General features: G+C 43.9%; 18 protein-coding genes. 4 read left to right on the top strand and 14 right to left on the bottom strand.

Annotation, left to right across the window (positions count from 1 at the left end; all coding sequences use genetic code 11):
- The 8 genes from CXF82_RS08820 to CXF82_RS08855 all read right to left on the bottom strand — a co-directional run.
- The coding region (locus CXF82_RS08820; protein WP_102044043.1) for an AAA family ATPase at window positions 1-1,368 on the bottom strand (1,368 nt) is incomplete at its 3' end.
- 148 nt (window positions 1,369-1,516) lie between these two features.
- Window positions 1,517-2,596, bottom strand: a complete 1,080-nt coding sequence (aroB, locus tag CXF82_RS08825) for a 3-dehydroquinate synthase (protein WP_102038639.1) — start codon at window positions 2,594-2,596, stop codon at window positions 1,517-1,519.
- A gap of 3 nt (window positions 2,597-2,599) precedes the next feature.
- Window positions 2,600-3,115 (bottom strand): shikimate kinase AroK, encoded by a 516-nt coding sequence (gene aroK, locus CXF82_RS08830; protein ID WP_101093448.1) that lies wholly within the window; start codon window positions 3,113-3,115, stop codon window positions 2,600-2,602.
- A 214-nt stretch (window positions 3,116-3,329) separates the two neighbouring features.
- Window positions 3,330-5,402: a type IV pilus secretin PilQ gene (locus CXF82_RS08835; RefSeq protein ID WP_101093449.1), complete on the bottom strand. Its 2,073-nt coding sequence runs from the start codon at window positions 5,400-5,402 to the stop codon at window positions 3,330-3,332.
- Between the two features lie 5 nt (window positions 5,403-5,407).
- Window positions 5,408-5,923: a pilus assembly protein PilP gene (locus CXF82_RS08840; RefSeq protein WP_101093450.1), complete on the bottom strand. Its 516-nt coding sequence runs from the start codon at window positions 5,921-5,923 to the stop codon at window positions 5,408-5,410.
- Window positions 5,923-6,537 carry a type IV pilus inner membrane component PilO gene (locus tag CXF82_RS08845; RefSeq protein WP_101093451.1) on the bottom strand — a complete coding sequence of 205 codons (615 nt, stop codon included), beginning with the start codon at window positions 6,535-6,537 and terminating at the stop codon, window positions 5,923-5,925. Before CXF82_RS08845 ends, CXF82_RS08840 begins: the two co-directional genes overlap by 1 nt.
- Window positions 6,534-7,115, bottom strand: a complete 582-nt coding sequence (locus tag CXF82_RS08850) for a PilN domain-containing protein (RefSeq protein WP_102038640.1) — start codon at window positions 7,113-7,115, stop codon at window positions 6,534-6,536. Before CXF82_RS08850 ends, CXF82_RS08845 begins: the two co-directional genes overlap by 4 nt.
- Entirely contained in the window at window positions 7,103-8,182 is a 1,080-nt protein-coding gene (locus tag CXF82_RS08855; RefSeq protein ID WP_101093453.1) for a pilus assembly protein PilM, read from the bottom strand. The genes CXF82_RS08850 and CXF82_RS08855 overlap by 13 nt, the downstream gene beginning before the upstream one ends.
- Window positions 8,183-8,779: 597 nt before the next feature.
- Between CXF82_RS08855 and CXF82_RS08860 the strand changes: the two genes are divergently transcribed.
- Window positions 8,780-11,347: a penicillin-binding protein 1A gene (locus CXF82_RS08860; protein ID WP_102044044.1), complete on the top strand. Its 2,568-nt coding sequence runs from the start codon at window positions 8,780-8,782 to the stop codon at window positions 11,345-11,347.
- 91 nt (window positions 11,348-11,438) lie between these two features.
- On the opposite strand, the gene argH is transcribed toward CXF82_RS08860, so the two are convergent.
- The 5 genes from argH to argC form a co-directional block, all read right to left on the bottom strand.
- Window positions 11,439-12,809 carry an argininosuccinate lyase gene (gene argH / locus CXF82_RS08865; RefSeq protein ID WP_102038641.1) on the bottom strand — a complete coding sequence of 457 codons (1,371 nt, stop codon included), beginning with the start codon at window positions 12,807-12,809 and terminating at the stop codon, window positions 11,439-11,441.
- Between the two features lie 79 nt (window positions 12,810-12,888).
- Window positions 12,889-14,118 carry an argininosuccinate synthase gene (locus CXF82_RS08870; RefSeq protein WP_102044045.1) on the bottom strand — a complete coding sequence of 410 codons (1,230 nt, stop codon included), beginning with the start codon at window positions 14,116-14,118 and terminating at the stop codon, window positions 12,889-12,891.
- Between the two features lie 68 nt (window positions 14,119-14,186).
- Window positions 14,187-15,095, bottom strand: coding sequence for an ornithine carbamoyltransferase (locus tag CXF82_RS08875; protein ID WP_101093457.1), 909 nt, complete (start codon window positions 15,093-15,095; stop codon window positions 14,187-14,189).
- A 12-nt stretch (window positions 15,096-15,107) separates the two neighbouring features.
- Window positions 15,108-15,893, bottom strand: coding sequence for an acetylglutamate kinase (argB, locus tag CXF82_RS08880; protein WP_101093464.1), 786 nt, complete (start codon window positions 15,891-15,893; stop codon window positions 15,108-15,110).
- Between the two features lie 38 nt (window positions 15,894-15,931).
- Entirely contained in the window at window positions 15,932-16,921 is a 990-nt protein-coding gene (argC, locus tag CXF82_RS08885) for an N-acetyl-gamma-glutamyl-phosphate reductase (protein ID WP_102044046.1), read from the bottom strand.
- Between the two features lie 273 nt (window positions 16,922-17,194).
- On the opposite strand from argC, the gene argE reads away from it, so the two are divergent.
- The 3 genes from argE to CXF82_RS08900 all read left to right on the top strand — a co-directional run bounded on the left by argE (window position 17,195) and on the right by CXF82_RS08900 (window position 21,693).
- Window positions 17,195-18,346: an acetylornithine deacetylase gene (gene argE, locus CXF82_RS08890; protein WP_101093459.1), complete on the top strand. Its 1,152-nt coding sequence runs from the start codon at window positions 17,195-17,197 to the stop codon at window positions 18,344-18,346.
- 168 nt (window positions 18,347-18,514) lie between these two features.
- Window positions 18,515-21,151 carry a phosphoenolpyruvate carboxylase gene (gene ppc / locus CXF82_RS08895; protein ID WP_101093460.1) on the top strand — a complete coding sequence of 879 codons (2,637 nt, stop codon included), beginning with the start codon at window positions 18,515-18,517 and terminating at the stop codon, window positions 21,149-21,151.
- Window positions 21,151-21,693: a YceB family lipoprotein gene (locus CXF82_RS08900; RefSeq protein ID WP_101093461.1), complete on the top strand. Its 543-nt coding sequence runs from the start codon at window positions 21,151-21,153 to the stop codon at window positions 21,691-21,693. Before ppc ends, CXF82_RS08900 begins: the two co-directional genes overlap by 1 nt.
- 45 nt (window positions 21,694-21,738) lie before the next feature.
- On the opposite strand, the gene CXF82_RS08905 is transcribed toward CXF82_RS08900, so the two are convergent.
- On the bottom strand, window positions 21,739-23,013 hold the full coding sequence (locus tag CXF82_RS08905) for a CinA family nicotinamide mononucleotide deamidase-related protein (protein ID WP_102038644.1): 1,275 nt from the start codon (window positions 23,011-23,013) through the stop codon (window positions 21,739-21,741).
- Window positions 23,014-23,512: the final 499 nt, after the last annotated feature.

The following is a 23,512-nucleotide window of genomic DNA, read 5'->3' on the forward strand; positions in this document are numbered from 1 at the left end:
ATCTTGCCACTTTCGAATCCAAGGTGCAGAAATGATGGAGTTCGCTGTTAATTTAAGCGATTGTTCTCTCGCTTGCTTTGCCGAGTCAAACTCACCCATTAATACTACCCAGCGACTTTTATAGCGTGCGACCTTGACGCCCTTTTCCTGTTTCACGCTCTCTAACATCCTGACTAATGAATCAAAACGTTGCACACTGGCTAATTGCAATGTGTAGCCCTTGGTCGGCTTTTGCACTGCTTTCGCAATAATCTCTTTATTATTAACGTGAATAAGAGTTTCATTTGGCTTTGCTGAAAACGCCTCAACATTAGTCACCGCTAAAGGTTCGATAATCTCCGCTATAATGTCGACGGTTTTCTCAGGTACAACATTCATTAACCGCTGATATTCTGACTTCACAGCCACGACTAGCAAGGGTTCATCAGCGGCTGTAATTACCGTTTTCTGACTAATTTCTGCTTCAACTTGCTGTAATGCCATAGGCTCAGCCGCAAAATGTCCTGCTAAAAGCTGTTTACCATATGCCGCTAAAAAGGGCGAACTCGATACTGCCTCCGCAGCAAATACGACTGTGCTTTGCTGCTCAGCGAGAGACGGCTCATCATCGATGAAGAACCAAGCGAGCAAGGTGGTCGCTAAAAGAATAAACGCACCCATAACGAGTCGTTTTGTAGTGGATTTTACAATAGGCTCTTCAGCCCCTCCATTTAAGGCCAGTTCAAGCAGCGCAACAACCTCTTTAGGTGTACCGTTTTGTGCTTCTAATCTATCTTTAACGATATCTCGAGGCGTAAAGGGCTGTGCTTCACTACGGCTTAATAGCATGTAATAAAGCCCTTCTCTTTCAGTGTGATCGATCGGCTCGATATCTAACGGGAGCAACAGTTGCCGCTGGTCGATAGGCAGTTGCTGCAAAACATCATTTAGAAAACTAACAGGTGATGTCATGGTCACGCTGACTGTTTTCCCAGCAAAAGACATCTGGCTCAACACAATACATTCCGCCCAGATTTCTAGCGGTATATAGTGAGCATCATCAAGCACAATACAACTAGCAGAAGCCAGCGTAGAAGAGGCTCGTAGCATTGCTTCAGGCAGAGGTAGTTCATCGTCAAAGACTGGTTCAGCTAGGAGTTGGACCAGTATTTTACGTCTAATTTCAGCGCTGTCACAATGCTTCGGACAAATAACCAGAGCGGAACTAAATGCTTCAAGTTCTGTGAGTAATGCAGTGACAAGCGTGGTCTTGCCTGCACCGTCTTCACCAGTGAGTACAATAAGCTGCTGACCATACAAGCTAATATGCTGTAAGCGATTTAACAGTGCTTCTTGGCTAGGGAGTAAGATTGAACCGGTTAAAGACATTTATATCCACGCTCTCGCAAGAGAAAGCCCAAGGTATGACTGAAAATGGCGCAGCAAAAGCGGCCTATGTTCAATAAACATAGGGACTTCACCCGTTATATAATTTGGAGGACTAAATTTAGCTTTCACCGAACACCTGCTACATAGTTTATGCGCAGTCGATAACCTCTTGAAGTAGCTCGTCAGTAACATCGCTATAGATCCCCGCCTGGCCTAAGCCTTCGGGTAACACTAAACGCAATTGTCCTTTAAGTACTTTCTTATCTCGGCGCATATGTTTAATGAATTGTTCAAAATTCATAGTGTCTGGTGCAGTAATAGGGAGATCAAATGCGGTAAATAACGCCTTAATACGACAAACAATTGACTCTTCTATTAACCCCAGCTTATTTGAGGTGACTGCAGCAAGGACTGTGCCAGCAGAAACGGCTTCGCCATGTAGCCACACGCCGTAGCCCATTTCAGCTTCAATCGCGTGCCCAAAAGTATGTCCCAAATTAAGCAATGCTCTTACCGCTTGTTCTGTTTCATCTTTTTCAACTACATCAGCTTTGATTTCACAGCAACGCCCAATCACATACTCAAGTGCCTGGGTGTCTAATGCTTTTAATACATCAACATTGTTTTCCAACCAGCAGAAAAACTCTGCATCCCACATAATGCCGTATTTGATCACTTCTGCCATACCAGCAGAAAATTCTCTTTTAGGCAGTGTGTTCAAGCAGTCGGTATCAATCAAAACATATTTCGGCTGATAAAAAGCACCGATCATATTTTTACCCAGAGGGTGATTGACTGCTGTTTTTCCACCTACTGATGAATCAACTTGAGACAACAGTGTGGTAGGGAATTGGATAAAGTCGATACCGCGCTGATAACTTGCAGCCGCAAACCCAGTCATATCTCCAATTACGCCTCCGCCCAATGCAATAAGTACCGTATCACGGCCCAAATTTTGTTGTAGCAAAGAGGTGAAAATTGAATCCATTTGGTTTAACGTTTTGTATTGCTCGCCATCAGGTAAAATCACGGGAGTGACACACACAAAATCCGACAGCATGGCTTGTACTTTTTCAAGGTACAGTGGCGCTATCGTTTCATTAGTGACAATGAGGATATTTTTGTTTTTAAGATAGCGAGCCAAAGGCTCGCCATTACTTAACAAATTCTGGCCAATTACGATTGGGTAACTACGTTCACCGAGTTCAACCAGAACCTGCTTAGTCATATCTTAAAAACCTAATTGCTCAATTATTTGGTTTGCAACTACTTTTGCGCTTTGCTCATCGGTTTTAACGATAACATCAGCGATCTCTTCATAAAGAGGGTTGCGCGCCTCGGCTAGAGTTTCTAGCACTTCTCTTGGATCATCTACTTGAAGTAGTGGACGACGCTTATCTCTTTGCGTACGTGCTACTTGTTTGTCGATGGTGGTCTCGAGGTAGACTACAATTCCACGAGCAGAAAGATTATTACGGATCTCCTTACTCTGAATTGAACCACCACCAGTTGCTAACACGATACCTTGCTTTTCGGTTAAATCAGCAACAACTTGTGTTTCGCGAACGCGGAAGCCTTCTTCGCCTTCGACATCAAAAACCCACGCAATATCAGCGCCTGTACGGCTCTCAATTTCTTGATCTGAATCGTGGAACTCTAAGTGCAGCATCTGTGCCAGATGACGGCCTATAGTGCTTTTACCAGCCCCCATAGGGCCTACTAGGAAAATATTACGTTTTTCGGCCATTGCGATATATGTCTGAATCTTATTTGAAGTTTGCCTACGCCAACCCGAAAACTAGAGTTGACCTTAAATGTTACCTTGCTCTATTGAGACTTGACCGCTGATTATCTCAGCTAACCGCTATTGATGGCAAGTGAAGTAGCACATTTCTATCAAAAATCTATTTCATCTTGTAAAAAGCCGGCGCTAAACGCAGGCTTTTACTGGTTTATTGCCATTAAAGTGATTCGGAAATAATTTTAGGGGTCACAAAGATAAGTAACTCTTGTCGCTCATTCTTATCCGATGTACTTCTAAACATGAACCCAAGGTAGGGAATATCGCCCAAGATAGGGACTTTACTTACACTACTTATCGATTGTTGTTGATATATCCCACCCAATACAATCGTCTCACCATGGTTCACTAGCACTTGGGTACCAATACGCTGTGTATCAATAGAGACTGCAGCTCCCGTTGGTGTGGTAACCACTTTACCTTGGGAGTCTTGTGTGATTTCTAAATCAAGGATAACACGGTTATCAGGGGTGATCTGCGGTGTCACTCTAAGAGATAAAACCGCCTTTTTGAACGTCACTGTTGTCGCGCCACTTGAGCTCGCTTCAACATATGGGATCTCGACACCTTGCTCAATGTAAGCCGACTTTTGATTTGAAGTCGTGATACGCGGGCTTGCGATAATCTCACCCTTATTTTCTTGCTCCAGTGCACTCAATTCAAGATCGAGTACCGTACCATCGGCAAGCTTAGCAACGTGAAAAGCAAGACTCGTTGCGTTCTTTGCTGCAGCAGGCAGATTAACGTTCAATCTGTCCCCTAGGCTCGGTATTATACCATTAGCAATGTCACTTGCTCCCTCTAGGCTGCCTGACGTACCTTTAGTACCTTGCTGATCGGTTATGCCCCAACGTACCCCTAAATCTTCTGCTACATCGTCTTTAACCGTTACCATTCGCGCTTCAATTAATACCTGTTTAATTGGGATGTCGAGCACTTCTATCAAGCGATGAATACTCTCTAATGTTTCTTCAGTATCTTTAACTAACAGCGTATTAGTGCGCTCATCCACGGCGACACTGCCACGCGTTGACAGCAAGCTTGAATCTTCACCTTTGAGCAGCACTGCAATATCAACGGCTTTAGCGTAATTAATCTGCAGATACTCTGAATATAAAGGCGCTAATTCTTTAACTTCTTGTAAATTTTTGAGCTCTTGGCTCTCTCTTATCGCAATCTCTTCACTGGGCGCAATCATCAAGATATTGCCTTCAATGCGCTTATCTAACCCTTTGGTTTGCAAAATAAGATCAAGCGCTTGATCCCAAGGTACATCATCGAGTCGCAGCGTGATATCACCTTCAACGGTATCGCTGACGACCAAGTTAAAATCGTTATAATCAGCAATGATCTGCAGTACGGTTCTAACTGACATGTTTTGGAAGTTTAATGACAATGAGCGACCGTCATATTTCTTTTCTTCTTTCACTATATCAAGGCGTTTGGCCTTTTCTATACTCAACTTAAATACACGACCGTCTTGTTGGTAGTCATACTCATAAGTACCTTCTACATCAATTAGAAAGCGACTAGTGAGTTCCTCATTAAAGGTTTCAAAACTCTTCACTGGCGTTGCAAAATCATGCACGTCCATGACGTAAAGCAGATCAGAGCGAATATCGGTGTTATATAATTTAAGCTCAAGTTTAGCGCCGACTTGTTCCACATTTGCCGCGACTGAACTATTTTCGAGCTTAATCAGTAGCTGGCCACCACCATTTGATGTGCGTTTAAAGTCGATACTTTCAATGCCGTTCATAAACGGATTGCTCGCCGCAGCGCCATCATTACGATTCATCACTTCATCATTGATAGTGAGTCTGTAGGTATTACCGACAACGCGACCTTGATAGGCTTTAACACTTTCTAATCCGACAAACACTTGAAGACTTGCACCACTCTGCACCGTACTGACGGTATCGACCCCAACAGTATCTATAGCAAGCGTTTGCTTTTGAAGTCCTGAAAGGCTATTTGCAAACCCTAAAATGATCTGTGCAGGATCAGCATTTAATTCAATCTCGGGTTGCTCAATATCATGTTCAAATACCAACTGTAATTCCAATTGGTGATCTACTATCGCATGATATTTAACATCGACTAACTTATTAGCCGCATGTGCTAGCGGAGCCATTCCCAATAGGAACGCAAGACTAATAATAACCTTAATAAAAGACGCGGCCTTAGCGAAGGCGCGATGTGTAATAGACAGTCTCATGAGCCTCTCAGTCATTCTTATTATTCTCCTGTTAATTCCATGCTGCTATTTCGTTCCGTCCAGCAGCCAGACCCGTCTGGAATCAACTCTATAATTTCGATCGTTTGCGGCGTTACTTTGGCAATTCGGCCATGATAAAGCCCCAGGTATTGGCCTGCTCCCAAGCGATAAACACTTCCATCACTAGTCTCAAGCAGAGCCCAAATCGTATCAACTTCACTCAATGTGCCACGCATTTTCAAGTTATCGAGTGCGTATGTTTCTAATCGCCCTTTGCGGCGTTTAAGATCGGGTTGTAAACAGTCCTTGGTGGTATCAATCACCTCTTCGGTCAACTCTCTTGACGGAGGGATATACGGGCTACGCATAAGATCTGCTTGATAATCAAAATGTTCAAACTTAGGCGTTTCTTTTAATGGCTTAATGTGCGCCACATGCTGCGCTTTAGTGGTTGTGACAAATAGCTCTAGATCGCTTCTGTCCCCTACGCAGCCAGAAAGCAGCAATACAGCCATCATTGCGGGCAGTATCTTCATCACTTAGCTGCCCCTTTTGCTGCAGGCAATTCAGCGCCCTCTTTAAAGCGATAAGTCTTCGCTAAAATATCCATAGCCAGTGAACCCGTCTCATCCCGCTTAATCACGAAATCATGTAAGCTCACAATGCGCGGTAACTTTGCCACACCACTAACAAGGTGCCCAAGTTGATGATAATCTCCGCTGACTGCAATTTTGATCGGAAACTCAATATAAAACTCTCTTATTATTTCAGAGTCCCAATCTAAACTATTAATTTTAAGTCCTGCATCAGTCGCCACAAAAGTAACGTCATCTAGCAAGCCTGGCATTTCATTTTGAGACGGTAACATCTTCAGCAGTTCAGCAAACTGCACTTCCATAACCGCTAACTGCTCTCGATATAACTTAAGGTTAGCTGCTAACTGATATTTAGACTTAAAATCCGTTTTAAACTGCTGCTCTTTTTGCTGCTCTGCATTTAACGCATCAATCGCATCTGATATAAACAAAAAATAACTGGCTACGAATACACACACTGCGAGCAGTGCAGCAAACACGCCTTTAACTAACTTAGGCCAAGCACCGATATTCTCAAAATCAATATCGTTAAACTGACTCAGATCGAGGTTCATTTACTCGCTCCTTTTGTCATGCTTAAATCCGCTATTTCACTATCTGCAATGGTAACCCGCAGAGTAAATCGTTGTAATTGCCTTAACTCTTCATTCTGAGCAATGATAGATTGCATATTAGGATCTTGTAGCCAATTAGAGGTCTTAACTTTGCGCATCATATTTGCCACATTATTGTTGGATTCACTGCGTCCTTCGATCCACAACATACTGCCTTTTTTCTCTATACTGGAAAGGTAGATCCCTGCTGGCACGATACGCACTAACTCGTCTAGAACATGTGTCGGCAAATTTCTAGATTGCTGAAGCCCTAGAATGATTTCAGTACGACGCTCAATATCTTTTTTACGTGTTCTAATTTCGGTAATTTCAGCTATTTGAGCTTCAAGCAATTGAATTTCAGACTGTAAATAGGCGTTACGACCTTTTTGGTCGTCAGATATCACATCGATTGCCATTAGAGATAGATAAACGATAAGACCAGAGACTAAGAAAACCAGTGCCAGTACACCGGTGTAATCTCGTTTTTGTTTTTCTCTCGCTTCTTCACGCCATGGTAAGAGGTTTATGTTCGCCATTCAGCATAACTCCTTAATGCCAGTCCACATGCCAACATGTATTTACCGATGTCTGGCTGGAGTTGTTGCCTAACGGCGTCATCTGCATGCAAGCAACCTTTAAAAGGGTCACCAACAATGGTATTTACACCTAACTCATTAATCATTAGGTTGGTCATACCTTCGAGTTTGGCAGTGCCACCACATAGAACAATGTGATCCACTTTATCTTTACCACTCGAAGTACAGTAAATCTGTAGGGTGCGTTTTATTTGTTGTAACAGCTGAGTTTGGAAAGGAGATAACACTTCAAACATGTAGTTCCGAGGAAGCTCACCCGCTAACTTAGCCTTTTCAGCTTGCTCGTAGGTCATACCGTAGAAAGAGAGTATTGATTGAGTAAATTGTTCACCACCAAATGCCTGCTCTCTGACAAAAGTGGTTTCACCATTTTCAACAACAGAAAAAGTCGTAATACTGGCGCCAATATCGACCAGCGCAATAACTTTACTTTTTGCATCTTCTGGCAGCTGCGCCGCTATCATTTCAAATGATCGACCCAATGCGTAGCCTTCAACATCGACAACTTTAACCTCAAGATTAACCTCATCCAGCGCATCTGTTCGAGTATCAATATTCTCAGAACGACAAGCACTTAGCAGTACATCCACTTTAGTTGGATCTGTTTTATTGGCACTGAGGGTTTCAAAGTCAATATTAACTTCGTCCAATGAATAAGGAATAAGATTGTCAGCTTCAATTTCAATTTGAGCTTCCATCTCCTCTTCACTCAAAGAGGCATCCATGTAGATGACTTTGGTCATAACGGCTGAACCAGATACAGCCACAGCAGCAAATTTGGTGGTTTTTGGCAGTACTCGTTTGACTAACTTTAACGCCTCGACAACGGCTTCGCGGTCTCGAATTTCATGATCATTGACCGCCCCCTTCTTTAGCGGGATAGCAGCATGGCTTAGTATTTTATATCCATCAGCAGTCTTGCTCAGCAGTATTGCTTTAACTTCATGGGATCCAATATCAATCCCAACCATCTGCGGAGCCTGACGCTTCCATATATTTGAAAGCATAGTCCAACGTCACTTTATTATTATTTTCAAAAATAGATTAGCACAGAATCTACACGTTATAGCTATTTGTACAAAATGTTTCTAGATTTTACAATTGCCATTTTATTGACTTTAAATAACTACTTATAACTCTTAGTAACGCGTCAGACTAAAAACACAGTTCATTGTTGGTATTCATACTACTTTTAAGCAAGTGGTAGTGATAAATATCGATAAAAACGCCATCAGAAGTGACTTATACTGGTGCCACTGTTCTGACGGCGGTTAATTCTCAGTCATATTTATTTTCAGGAACATCGAATACTGCACAAATTGAAATATTGCTTCGGCTTTTTATCGTGCTAAATATGACCATGTAACTCGAAGGCATCTGGTGTTAACTTTTTAACGAAACTCATTACGGCAAACTCAGTATCAAGGTTAACGAGTCACTTAGCTTTGTACTCCAACGACCGCCATCTGGGTTATTTTTATAATTAATAGACAACCATAAAGCCTTTTTATTAATCAATAACATTAATCCTTAGGCTTTTACTTCACCATTGCTTCAACGGCTTATATACTACGGGTCTTATTTACAATTCATGGAATCTTCCTTTGAAGTGGTTAAAACGTCTTGTTATTGCTTTTTTTAGCCTAGGTCTACTTGGTATTGGTGCTATTGCGGCAGCATATTTTTATGTGCTTCCAGATTTACCCGATGTCACCACACTTAAGACGGTCAAACTGCAAACGCCACTTAGAATTTTTAGTAGCGACGGTAAACTGATCTCTCAGTTTGGTGAGAAACGCCGAATTCCCGTCCACTATAGAGATGTTCCAGAGCAATTAATAAACGCGATACTCGATACCGAGGATGCACGCTTCTTTGAACATAGAGGCATTGATCCTATTGGTATTATCCGCGCGGCGGTTATCCTAGTCACTACCGGTAAAAAGAGTCAGGGTGCCAGTACTATCACCCAACAGGTCGCCCGAGGTTTCTTTTTAACTCGAGATAAAACCTACATACGTAAGACCAAAGAAATTTTCCTCGCATTAAAAATTGAGAAAGCGCTGAACAAACAAGAAATTTTAACGCTTTACCTTAATCGCTCTTTCCTAGGAAACCGCGCTTATGGTGTGGGTGCTGCTGCTCAAGTTTATTACGGCAAAGAGTTAAGTGAATTAACTTTACCTGAAATGGCAATGATTGCCGGACTACCACAATCACCTTCTGCAGCTAACCCCATTAGAAATGCTAGCCGCGCTCTTAATCGTCGTAATTGGGTGCTTAGCCGTATGCTTGAAAAGCGCAATATCACTCAAGTCCAGTATGAAGAAGCGATACAAGCACCTATCACGGCTAAATATCACGGTGCTGTAATCGACTTATATGCACCCTACGTCTCAGAAATGGCCCGCGACTACCTTGTTGAAAAATATGGTGAAGAGGAAGCGTACACTGGCGGCTACGATATCTATACTACCGTGGATTCTAAACTGCAGCTTGATGCCCAAAAAGCGCTTCGTCATAACGTTTACTCATACGACGAACGTCATGGCTATCGCGGCCGCACCAAAGTACTTTGGAGTGAAACGCCGCTAGAAGTCGAAGAGATAAAAACCAAGCTGAAACAAACGGGTTCGTTCCAAGGAATGTACCCGGCGGCCATAATGTCTATTGATCAACAAACTGCAAAAGTCATGACCGCTAAAGGTGATATATACACTCTCCCGTGGGATGGCATTAAGTGGGCTCGTAAATTCATCACCAATAAACGTCAAGGCAAAGCCCCTAAGCTTGCATCTGACGTGTTAACAGCCGGTCAGCAGGTATGGATCCGTAACAACGGTGATATTTGGCAACTGAGCCAAGTGCCACTCGTGGCCAGTGCGATTGTATCGATAGATCCTCAAGATGGCGCGATCAAGAATTTAGTCGGTGGCTTTAGCTTCTACATCAGTCAATATAACCGTGTCACTCAAGCTAAACGCCAATTAGGCTCTAACATTAAGCCGTTTATTTATACTGCTGCACTGGAGAAAGGTTACACACTGTCGACGCTGATCAACAATGCGCCGATTAATAAGCCCGATACTCGACAAGGTACAGCTTGGCGTCCCAAGAACTCTCCAGATGTTTATGGCGGCCCAACGAGGCTGCGTGTCGGTTTAGCCCAATCAATCAACGTCATGTCGGTACGTGCCATGCGTTATAGCGGACTTGATACTACGATTGCCCAGTTAGTTAAATTTGGATTTGATCCTGCCGATCTCCCTCGCAATGAGTCAATCGCCCTGGGTTCGCCTTCGGTTACGCCGCTGCAAGTTGTCACTGCATTTTCAACATTCGCTAATGGCGGCTACCTAGTTGAACCCTATTTTATTAAAAAGATAGAGTCTGCTAATGGCGACCTTATTGAAGCCGCGAATCCAACATTAGCCTGCACCCCGGTGACCCCTAAGCAGTCTGTTGTGGTTGATCCATTTGCAGCGATGGCAAATGAATTTCAAAGTGACAGAGTCCCTGAACAAAAAACAGAGACTGAAATTAAGATAACAGGCACGGCGATTCAATGCGGTAGTGATGACTCTCGCTTTGCACCAAGAATCATTTCAGAGCAAACTTCCTTCCTTATTACTGAAGCACTAAAAAGTGTTATTTGGGGCGGCGGTGATTGGCGTAAAGGGACGGGTTGGAATGGTACGGCTTGGCGCGCATCAAGAGTGGTTAATCGCCGTGATATTGCGGGTAAGACGGGTACAACCAACGAATCTCGCGATACTTGGTTCAGTGGCTATAACCCTACACTGGCGACCACTGTGTGGGTAGGCTTTGATGACCATGGTCAAGAGTTAGGTCGCACTAGCTGGAATGCGAACGGCGCAAAAAATCAAATATCACTCGCCGAAGCAGGTGCCAAAACGGCGGGACCGGCCTGGAATGAGTTTATGAAAGATGCCTTAGCGGGGACGCCTGTGCTGCCAACGACGCCACCAGAGGGCATTGTCTCAGCTCGTATCGATTTAGCCACTGGCAAGCTGACGCGTAAAACTGATTACACCAGCAAGTTTGAGTATTTTATTGCGGGTACCGAACCAACAGAATATGCCACAGAACAAGAGGTAGACAACAGTGATATCTTTATCGATAAGTCAGAGGAAGAAGATCTGTTTCAATAACGCTGTTGCACAATAAAAAGGCGGCTATTTCGATAAGAAATAGCCACCTTTTTTATCATCAATTTAGACCACCTAAATTCGAGTTAAGTGATCATTGGCTCGACTGTTTTACCGCTAATGCAGACTTTACCTGAATCAGTGATGTTCCACCCAGCGCTTCACGCTTTGCCAAGCACGACTCAATCGTTAAGCACTCATAAACATCAGCTTCGATGATAGCACTGAAACTTTGCAGCTCCTCTAATGGCAGTTCTTCAAGCGGTGTTTGCTTGGCCATGGCATTAACAACGGCTTCACCTACCACATGATGTGCCTCTCTAAACGGCATCCCTTTCGCCACAAGGTAATCGGCTAATTCAGTGGAGTTAGCATAACCTTGTTGCGCGGCTATCAATGTTCTTTCACGATTAACTTGTAAACCACTTAGCACCAAGGCTGCCATTTCGAGACAGATAGCCCAGCTATCCATCACATCAAATAGTCCTTCTTTGTCCTCTTGCATATCTTTGTTGTATGCCAGTGGTAGCGCCTTCATCGTAGTAAGAATACCTACTAGGCTGCCATAAACCCGACCAGTCTTGCCTCTAATAAGCTCAAGTGCATCGGGATTTTTCTTCTGCGGCATCAATGAAGAACCAGAGGTAACTTCATCATCTAATTCGATAAAGCCCGCTTCTCCACTGTTAAAGAAGATTAAATCTTCAGCCATACGGCTCAAGTGCATCATACTAATTGACGCATCACTACAAATCTCAATCACATGATCTCTATCAGATACCGTATCGAGGCTATTAAGCGTTGGTCCTGCGAAGCCTAATGACTCGGCAAGTTTAACTCTATCCATTGGATAAGCGGTCCCCGCCAAAGCACCCGTCCCTAATGGACAAGTATCGGCACGCTTTAATGCATCTTCTAAGCGGCTTATATCACGTTCGAACATTTCAACATAGGCGAGGCACCAATGACCGAATAACACTGGCTGCGCTCTTTGTAAATGAGTATAACCTGGCATGACAGATTCAATTTCACGCTCCGCGAGTGCAATAAGCGCCGATCTAAGTTTCGCAAGTAGCACAAGTTGTTGTTGGCCCTCTTTCTTACACCAAAGCTTAAGATCGGTAGCGACCTGATCGTTACGTGAACGTCCAGTATGCAACTTTTTACCTAAGTCACCCACTTTAGCGATAAGCGATTGCTCGACAAAACTATGAATATCTTCAGCGCCAGAGGCAATAATCAGCTCTGGACTCGCTGATGTTTCGACCAGAAGCTCATTGAGCGCAGCATGTAATTGTGTACACTCATCAGAGGTTAAAATCCCCACCTGAGTAATAGCACTGGCCCATGCGATAGAGCCTTGAATATCTTGCTCTATAAGTCGGAAGTCCACAGGCAAAGAGTCGTTAAAAAGTTTGAACAGTGCGCTGCTCTCTTGGCTAAATCTGCCGCCCCATAATGCCATTTTGGCTTCCTCTTAGATGCTGGGCGGACAATCTGTCCGCCACGATAATGTTGAATTTAGTGAGTAGTCAGTTTTGACTCTACTTATTATGACCGTGTAATGCTCTGATCCGGCTCGAAAGCGAATACAAACGGATAAAGCCTTCAGCATCTTTCTGGTTATAAACATCGTCGTCACCAAAAGTAGCAAACTCTTCTGAGTATAAGCTGTTAGGCGAACGTTTTTTCACTGCACTTGCTTGGCCTTTGTAGAGCTTAATAATAACCTCACCATTAACGAGATCCGCTAACGGCTTCGATGCTCCAAGCAATGATGCACAGAGGGGGGTAAACCAACGACCGTCATAGACTAGGTGCGCCATTTGCGCGCCAACTTGTTCACGCCATTCGCGGCTCGTTTTATCAAGCACTAACTCTTCAATTGCACGTAGTGCAGCAAACATCACGGTGCCACCTGGGGTTTCATAGCAACCACGAGATTTCATTCCGACCAGTCTATTCTCGGTAATATCGATTCTGCCGACACCATGAGCGCCTGCCAATTCATTCAGTACCATGAGTGCTTTGTAAGGCGAAAGTGCTTCACCATTCACTTTGGTGATCTTGCCTTGCTCAAGTTCTAATGCAACATATTCAGGCTCATTAGGCGCATCTTCAGGCGCGACCGTCATCGTCCACACACCTTTAGTTGGCTCGTTCCATGGATCTTCTAGCTCACCACCTTCGTGCGAAATATGCCAAGCATTAGCATCACGGCTATAGATCTTAGCTAATGACGATGTCGTTTCGATATTACGCTCAGCAAGGTAATCCAGCAGATCTTCACGACTCACCATCTCCCACTCACGCCAAGGCGCTATCACTTTTAAGTCTGGAGCTAGCGCAGCAAAACAACCTTCAAAACGAACCTGATCGTTGCCTTTACCCGTACAACCATGACAAACCGCATCGGCACCCACTTTACGAGCAACTTCTACCTGTGCCTTAGCAATAATAGGCCTCGCCATAGAGGTACCTAATAGATAGGTTCCTTCATAAATTGCACCTGTCGCGATGGTCGGGTAGATATAATCAGCCACCAGCTCTTCTTTTAGGTCGACGATATGACACTCTGAAGCACCTGATTTAATCGCCTTTTCATACAGACCTTCAAGCTCTGCATCACCTTGGCCCACATCTGCGCAAAAGGCGATAATTTCACAATCATCATAGGTCTCTTTGAGCCACGGGATAATGGCTGAAGTGTCGAGGCCACCTGAATACGCTAGAACGACTTTTTTAACGTCTGTTTTCTTTGCTTCGATTGACATATTTACTTCCTAATACTTGATATCTTCTCGTCGAATACTCAACGAAATATAAATTAATTAACTCGTTGTTACTGACCTAATAAGGTCACCAGCACTGCATTTTGTGCATGCATACGATTTTCTGCTTGCTGCAATATCAGCGAGCCTGCGCCATCTACAATGTCAGCGGTAGCTTCAACTTCTCGGTAGGCTGGCAAACAATGCATGAAATGCTTAGCGCCAGCGGCTGCCATTAACTCGGCATTCACCTGATAAGGTTTGAACTTAGCTTCAATTTCTTCCATTGAGGCGCCGTCACCCATCGAGATCCATGTATCGGTATAAATAGCGTCATGACCCGCTATAGCCGCAACATCAGAGCTTAGCACTAAGGTTCCGCCATGTTTTTCGGCTAACGCTTGCGCTTCGCAAACAACCTTGCCATCGGGGAAATGACCCGGCGGACACAATACGGTGAGATGAGCCCCAAGAATAGCCGCTGCGAACATCAATGAATGGGTCACATTGTTGCCATCTCCAACATAGGCTAATCTCACTTTACTGACATCTTCATATTGCTCAGACAAAGTTAGAAAGTCCGCTAAGCCCTGACACGGATGGTAAAGATCAGAAAGCGCATTAATGACCGGCACTGAACCATGTTCTGCTAACTGCTCTATTGTTGAATGCAAAAATGTGCGCGCTACAATTGCATCTGCCCAGCAAGATATGTTTGCTGCAAAATCTGATACAGGTTCACGTTTTCCGAGAGCCCCATTTTGCTGATCAAGGTATAAGCAATGGCCCCCTAACTTATTAATACCAATATCAAAACTGACACGCGTTCTTAATGAAGGCTTCTCGAACAACATGACAACACTCTTGCCGTCTAATGCTTTTCTATAATCAGCAGGGTTAGCCTTAATGGCTTTAGCCAGCGCTAACAGATCCAAAAGTTGCTGCTGTGATAAATCTTTAATTGATAATAAATGGTCCATGAAATCGCTCTCCTATGGTTGAATCTGTGTGCCAACGGTTTCACCGTTGCTTAATGCAATAAGTTGTTCTGCATGACGCCAAGAGGCAATTTGCACCGTTTGTCCCATCGATTCTGCAACATCTAATGCTGCTTCGACTTTAACTTTCATACCCTTGTCTATCACACCAATCTTAGTTAATGCGGCAACCTCTGCTCGATTCAAACTGTTAATCAATTGCCCTTTACCATCGAGTACACCCGATACATCAGACAGCAACACCAAATTTCCAGCGACTAATTTAGCCAAAGCCGTGGCGGCTTGATCGGCATTAACATTAAGCATTTCGCCTTGTGCACTAATTGCGATAGAGCTAACAATTGGCATCCAACCTTTAGCTAGCACAAACTCAAGATAGCTCGCATCCTTTGGTTCGACTTCGCCGACAAGTCCGAGTCGTGGATCTTTAATGCTTGCTGTCATCATATCGGCATCAGCAAGGCTCATGCCTAAACTGGTAATGCCCGCCTTAATGGCCGCGGCTTGCAGTATTTTATTTGAGGTTCCAGCCAGCGCACCAACAATAATGGGCACTTGTTCAGCTGGCGTGACTCTGAGTCCGTCCAATTTTTCCGTCACCATATTGTTTGCTTTGAGTTGCTCATCCACTAAGCAGCCTCCGCCATGCACCATAATAAGCGCTTGACCATTAGCAATGATTTTTGCAGCGGTCTCCATTAGACGCGCCATGCCCATTTCGCACTGCAACAATGCACCACCCACTTTAAGCACCATTACAGGTTTGGTTTTTGCATTCATATCAGTATTTAACGTTGCCATATCTGTTTCCAAGCCTGTTATTTTAACAATTGGTTAAAGTGAATCTTTATGCATTGCAGCGCTTGACTAGCAGCACCTTTCATTAAGTTATCAATTGCGCTTGATACCACCAAGTAATTTGTCTCTACATCGTACTTCCAACCGATAAGGCAATTTGGTGTTTGCACTACATCGTCAATCTTGGGAAATTGATTCTGCTTTACCGTCACCAGTGACGTATTGTCATAGCACTGATAGGCTGCTTCTATGTCCTTGCTTGTCGTACCTTCCGCTAACTTCACCGTAATAGTGGCGAGGATCCCTCTTTTAAAATTGCCTAAATGAGGAGTAAAGATAACTTCCTGTCCTAGCTGAGTTGCTATCTCAGGTTGATGCCTATGACCGAGTACGCTGTATGCCATTAAGCTGACTTCACAAAAACTAGTATGAAGCTGCGCTTTTCTGCCCGCCCCAGTTACGCCACTGACAGCATTAATCACCGGTAATACGTCAGTAAGCAAGTGTGATAGCGGCTTAAGTGCCGTAAGCGAGGCTGTCGGATAACAACCCGGTACCGCAATCATTTTACTGCTAGCAATTTTCTCCGCGTTCCACTCTGCGAGACCATAAACAGCATCAGCGAGGACTTGTGGGTATTCATGAGTAAAACCATACCACTTAGGATACTGTTCTAACTCTTCGAAACGGTATGCGCCACTTAAATCAAAGACGACTAGTCCCCTTTGATAAAACCAAGCGGCGAGGTGCAAGCTCACGACATGATCGGTCGCTAATACGACCGCATCCGCCTGTTCGATGATGGCTGCTTTAGCATCATCGGTCAGCGGGCTTAAACAAAGATTAATATGACTATATGTAGGGTATAACTCAGCAAGCGGCTTGCCTTTATCTAAGCTATTTTCAGAAACATAAAGGCCTTGAATGGATAAGTCCGCTTCAGCATTTATGAGAGAAGTGATTTGTGCGCCGGTATAACCGCTAGCACCAATAATGGCTATATTTTTCATAGTCTATGAGTTTAAAACCTTAATCTTGAATTTAGATGACAAAACGAAAAAAAGAATGGGCACAACTTAAGCCCTGGCTGAACACCATAAAGACAAGATTATCGTCGCAGGAAGTGGGTATTACTGACCTTAATAATTAATAATTGAACTAGGTTAAACATATATACTCTCATTTATAGGTCATCAAAACATGGTACTTATCTTAGCTGTTTGATAGACTACCACACAAAACTAATTATGCAATATATTTGAATATATATTTGAGTATTTTTAATGAAAAAATTACCAGACATAAAGAGTAGCTTCACTCAGTTAATCGCGGCACCTTCAATCAGTGCATTAGAAGCACAACATGACATGAGCAATAAAGCCGTCATAGCGCTATTGCATAGTTGGTTTACCGATTTAGGCATGAACTGCCAAGCTCAACCAGTTCCCGACACCCGTAATAAACATAATTTCGTCGCCTCTTTTGGCAGCGGAAAAGGTGGGTTATTACTGGCGGGGCATACCGATACAGTTCCATTTGATGAGGGCCGTTGGAGTCAAGACCCTTTCCAATTGGTCGAAAAAAATGACCGTTGGTATGGCTTGGGAACTTGCGATATGAAAGGTTTTTTTGCTTTAGTGTTAGAAGCCTTAAAAGAATTGCCAATGGACCAGTTCAAACGCCCATTACACATACTCGCTAGCGCCGATGAAGAAACCACCATGAATGGTGCAAAAGCCTTTGCAGCAGCTAAGTCTATCAGCCCTGATTACGCCATTATTGGTGAGCCTACTAGCCTTAAGCCCGTCTATATGCATAAAGGGCACTTTACGCAAGGTATACAGGTTACGGGGCGAAGTGGTCATTCATCAGATCCCGCTAAAGGACTCAATGCCATAGAGGTCATGCATTTAGTCACCGGACAACTGCTCAAACTTAAGCAACATTTAGCCGACAACTACCGCGAGAATGCCTTTAGCGTACCCTACCCTACAATGAACTTTGGTCACATTCACGGTGGCGATGCCGCCAATAGAATTTGTGGCTGCTGTGATCTACATATTGATCTCCGCCCGATACCGGGGCTCGCACTTGAAGATCTGGAGCTGATGGTAACTAACTACTTAGAGCCTGTCGCTAGCCAATATCCTGGCAGCATAAGTGTCGCCCCTTTATATCCAGGTTCGGAGCCGTTTGCAGAGAATAAAGACAGTAGTTGGAGCAAGCTCGTTGCACAAATATCCAAAAATGAGCCTGAAGTCGTCAACTACGCAACTGAAGCACCCTATATACGTCAATTGGGTTGTCAGACACTAGTACTCGGTCCTGGCAGTATTGAGCAAGCTCATCAGCCAGATGAGTATCTTGACCTGCACTATATCAATCGTACTAAACAGCTAATAAAAGAGCTGATATATCATGCCTGTATAAAATAACTCATGCTGTCGAGGCCAATATTTAGTCCAAACTTATTCTGAGCGTCATAATTAATGAATTGAAAGGTGAGTTAGAGCACATTCAGGCGCAATAACCCAAACTAGATCATTGCCTAGTGTACAGCCGCTAGGTATTGTGATCGATTAGCTTACTAATATGGAGCACGTATGGTTGATATGTATGCATCGTTAAGGTCAAACGTTGGTACCTTAGGACAGATTTTAGGCGACACAATTCGTACTGATCTCGATGACACTTTTCTAGACAAAATCGAACAGATCCGCCATCTCTCTAAAAGTTCACGTCAGGGTAATGATGCCGCCCGCGAAGAGATGCTCACTTTGCTGTCCTCATTGAATGACGATGAGCTAGTGCCATTTGCCAAAGCTTTTAATCAATTTCTAAACCTAGCCAATATTGCCGAGCAATTCCACACCATTAGCCGTAATTGCGATGAGCTAGTATGTGTTCCAGACCCTGTAGAGCAGCTTCTTGGGAGAATGTTAGGTGGCAATATCGATCAAGAAAAAATGCTCAACTGCCTAAAAACGCTTGATATCGATTTAGTGTTGACCGCGCATCCAACGGAAATTTCGCGACGTACATTAATCCAAAAATATTCCGCAGTCGTTGATTCGCTCGCCGCGTTAGAAAACCCGCAATTAACTGAACAAGAGAAGAAACAGCACCATCTACGCTTACGTCAGCTTATCGCACAAATTTGGCATACCAATGAGATCCGTAACGAGCGTCCAACGCCTGTTGATGAAGCACGTTGGGGCCTAAGCACGATTGAAGTCTCTTTGTGGCAAGCTATCCCTGATTTTCTAAGACAATTAAACCAACAGGTGGAAGAGCGTACTAATACCCAACTGCCGATTGATATTGCGCCAGTGAGATTCTCCAGTTGGATGGGCGGCGATCGTGATGGCAATCCATTTGTAACCTCTGTGGTCACTCAAGAAGTATTGGATAGAAATCGTCACACTGCAGCCAGACTTTACCTTAAAGATGTTGTATTACTCGTCAATGATCTGTCGATGGAAGGTGCAAATGACGAGCTTCTTGCTTACACCAACAACAGTAACGAACCCTATCGTGACGTATTAAAAGGCCTCCAACAAAAGCTAAGAAAAACCATCGATTATCTCAATGCCAGACTTGAAGGTCATCAGCCTGAAGTCGATTTAAACGACATTATCTGGGAAGAAAAAGATCTTAAAGATCCACTGATGATGCTTTACAGGAGCTTGAGTGATCGTGGTATGAGTCTGATAGCCAACGGCTTATTACTTGATATGTTGCGTCGCATTGCTTGCTTTGGCATCCACATGCTAAGACTTGATATCCGTCAAGATGCGCAGCGTCATGCCGATGTCATTGCAGAATTGACTCGATATTTAGGCATGGGAGATTATGCGCACTGGGGAGAAGATGAAAAACAATCTTTCTTACTCAGAGAGCTCACTAGCAAGCGCCCATTAATCCCTGTGACATGGCAAGGGTCAGATGACGTTGCGGAAGTATTGAGAACCTGCCGCTTAATTGCCACTCAACCTGCACGAGCCATGGGTTCTTATGTTATTTCAATGGCCAGCCAACCTTCTGATGTTTTGACCGTATTATTATTACTGAAAGAAACTGGTTGCCCTCATCCAATGCGAGTAGTGCCACTATTCGAAACATTAGATGATTTAAACAATGCCTCTCAATGTATGTCGTCTCTCTTTAGCATAGATTGGTATCGTGGATACACTAAAGGCACGCAAGAGGTCATGATTGGCTATTCTGACTCAGCAAAAGATGCAGGTGTCATGGCTGCAGCATGGGCACAATATAGCGCACAAGAGAAACTCGTCGAAGTGAGCCAAGATGCAGATATAAAACTAACACTATTCCATGGACGTGGCGGCACTATTGGCCGCGGAGGTGGACCTGCGCATGAGGCTATTTTGTCTCAACCTCCTGGATCTGTTGATGGGCGTATTCGAGTCACAGAGCAAGGCGAGATGATCCGCTTCAAATTCGGCCTACCTAAGTTGGCAGTACAAAGCCTTGCTTTGTACACCTCTGCGGTAATGGAGGCGACTTTACTTCCGCCACCAGAGCCCAAACCCGAATGGCGCAGAGCTATGGAGCAACTAGCTGACGAATCGGTACTTGCTTATCGCGCCATCGTTAGAGAAGAACCGGACTTTGTCTCTTACTTCCGCGCAGCAACACCAGAAGTCGAGTTAGGAAAACTACCTTTGGGCAGTCGACCTGCCAAGCGCAGAGTTGATGGTGGCATAGAGAGTTTACGTGCTATTCCATGGATCTTTGCTTGGTCTCAAAACCGCTTAATGCTACCCGCTTGGCTAGGTGCAGGAGAAGCATTGCAAGCAGCCTCACTAAGGGGCGAACTGCCATTATTACAGGAGATGGAGCAACACTGGCCTTTCTTTAAAACCCGTATATCCATGCTTGAAATGGTTTACGCAAAAGCCGAGCCCAACTTAGCAAAGTACTATGAAACTAGCTTAGTACCTAAAGAGCTGCATCATTTAGGAGTCCAATTACGTGAACGTCTCGCCATTGGCATAGATGCAGTACTAGAGCTAACTCAATCAGAAAGCTTAATGGCACATACTCCTTGGAGTAGAGAATCGGTAGAGTTGAGAAACCCCTACATTGATCCACTCAACTTCCTTCAGGCAGAACTTTTAGCCCGTACTCGCCGAGAGGAAAAAACGTCTGCTAATGTCGAACTGGCACTCATGTTAACGATTGCAGGTGTGGCAGCAGGAATGAGAAACACTGGCTAATGAAATTTATCAAGATAGCTCTAAGTAGCTTATTGCTGGTATTGACTGGCTGCGTCAGTCAATACAGCATTACCGAAACTGAATTAGAAGGCTATCTCAGTGACGAGATGCACTTTGAAATCAAGCAAGGTAATCAAATTTTCGGTATAGAACTTAAAGTTAACAATATAGAGGTCACTTTAGGCGAAAAGCCCGATACGATGGCAGTAACAGCTTCAACTCGAATCAAAGTACGCAATCCTTTACTTCCCATTAGTGCTGACCTAACGGCGAAGTTTGAAGCGCAACCTTGGTACGATGCTAGCAATCATAGTGTTTATCTACGTAACCTTAATTTGGTAAAAGTAGAGTCACAACCTAAGGATATTGAGAAAGCGATAGGCTCAATAGCACCACAGCTAATGGGGTTCCTGACTCAGTTCTTAGAAACTCAGCCTGTATATGTACTCGATACACAAGAATCAAATCAGGCTCTTATAGCTGAAATGACCAAGCGCATTGAGGTTCAACCAGGCAAGCTTGTGTTAGTGTTTGACGACTAGATTTCAATTAGGGCAGTAATGAATGATTCATTATTGCCCTTTTTGCTATTTTTTAAATCTAGTAATTGAGCCATAATCCACAATCACGGCCTCACCCAGTAACTCTCTACGAAGCATATCAAATGCAACGGCGGTGCTTAAGCTACGAACCAAATCACGCGAACGTCTCGGTAATTTGATCATCTGGCTATAAACCCCCCCTTTAGTCGCCAAGGCTATAGCAACTGTTCCAACGGGTTTGTCCTCTGTGCCACCAGTAGGGCCAGCAATACCACTAGTAGCCAATGCATAATCACTGCCTAAAATGCCCCTTGCTCCTTTAGCCATCTCCTCTACGGTTGCAATAGACACCGCTCCATGATCATCTAACGTTTCGGCTTTTACCCCTAACACTCGCACTTTAGATTCATTACTATAGGTCACTAAGCCTTGATGAAAATAAGATGAGCTACCCGCAAATGCAACTAACTGGCTCGCAATCATACCTCCAGTGCATGACTCTGCAACACTTAGGCTACTTTCTGAACTAACTAACAGCCTATGGATCTCTTCGGCTAAGCTCTTTTTATTATCAGCAACTATCGCCGTTCCAAGTAAAAATCGTATTTGAGCCTCAATCTTATCCATCTCACCGATCGCCAACTTACCACGCGCAAATAGTTTTATTTCGATATGTGGCATAGAGGTTCGATAACCGATCGTTATCCCCTCTGGTAATACAATAGATTCAAGTGCATCAGCTAAAGATGACTCCCCTTGCCCAAGCGTTAAATACTTACGCAGTGAAATATCTCCCGCAATTTCGAATCTTTCTTTAATAAACGGTACAAACTGCTCTTTTACCATCTGTTTAAATTCAAACGGCACTCCCGGAGTGAAAAACAACCAAGCTCGGTTAAGCTTTACAGCAAAGCCGCATGCGGTGCCGACCGGGTTATCTATCATAATTGCAGATTCAGGTAATAATGCTTGTTTAAGATTACTCTCCGCCATCACTCGACCGTTACGAGTAAACCAGTCCTCTAAGCGAGCACGCCAAAGAGCATTCTCAACCAAAGGTTCACCTTTAGCTAATGCCATTGCCTCAGAGGATAAGTCGTCACTTGTAGGGCCTAAGCCACCATTGACAACAATGACATCAGCTTCCGTACTGCGCTCCTTAAAAACAGCGATAAGATCTTCGAGCCGATCACCAACTGTGATCCGACGCTGGCACTCTACACCGTGCTCCATCAGAGTATTAGCAAACCATGCCGCATTCGTATCAACGATCTGACCCGCCAATACTTCTTCACCTGTACAAATCATTTCTAGCTTCATAGCACAATCCCCAGCATTTAATTGCAGTTAAACTAGGAGAGCTCAGCAGTAATAGCAATAACCAATTGTAATTAATTAATTTTATTGACGTGAACATGGGTTTACGCGGTGAGTTAAGAGTCAGTTCGACCAGCTTGAGATCGCCAAATTTTAAACATCAAATGGCAGTAAAGAGTACTGAACATCTATAAATACATCTAGAATTTAGCAGTAATACCACTAAATAGATTAGCTGGCGAAATTCACATTATTAGCACGATGATAATGCCAACTATCTAAACTTCGAAAGTATTGCGATTGAAATCAGCGGACTTAAAAACACTCAAATCGCAGACGTAAAAAAGCCCATTGCGTTAGCAATGGGCTGTTCACTCTCTTTCGAGACCAATCTTAGAAAGAGTGGCGCCTGGATAATATCGGCCACAACACGATTATATCGTTGCTATTGCCCTGCATTCTGTCGTTCCGGCAATTCAACAACGTAACAACACTCAAATCG

It is taken from the genome of Shewanella sp. GutDb-MelDb (assembly GCF_002836075.1).
GTDB lineage: Bacteria > Pseudomonadota > Gammaproteobacteria > Enterobacterales > Shewanellaceae > Shewanella.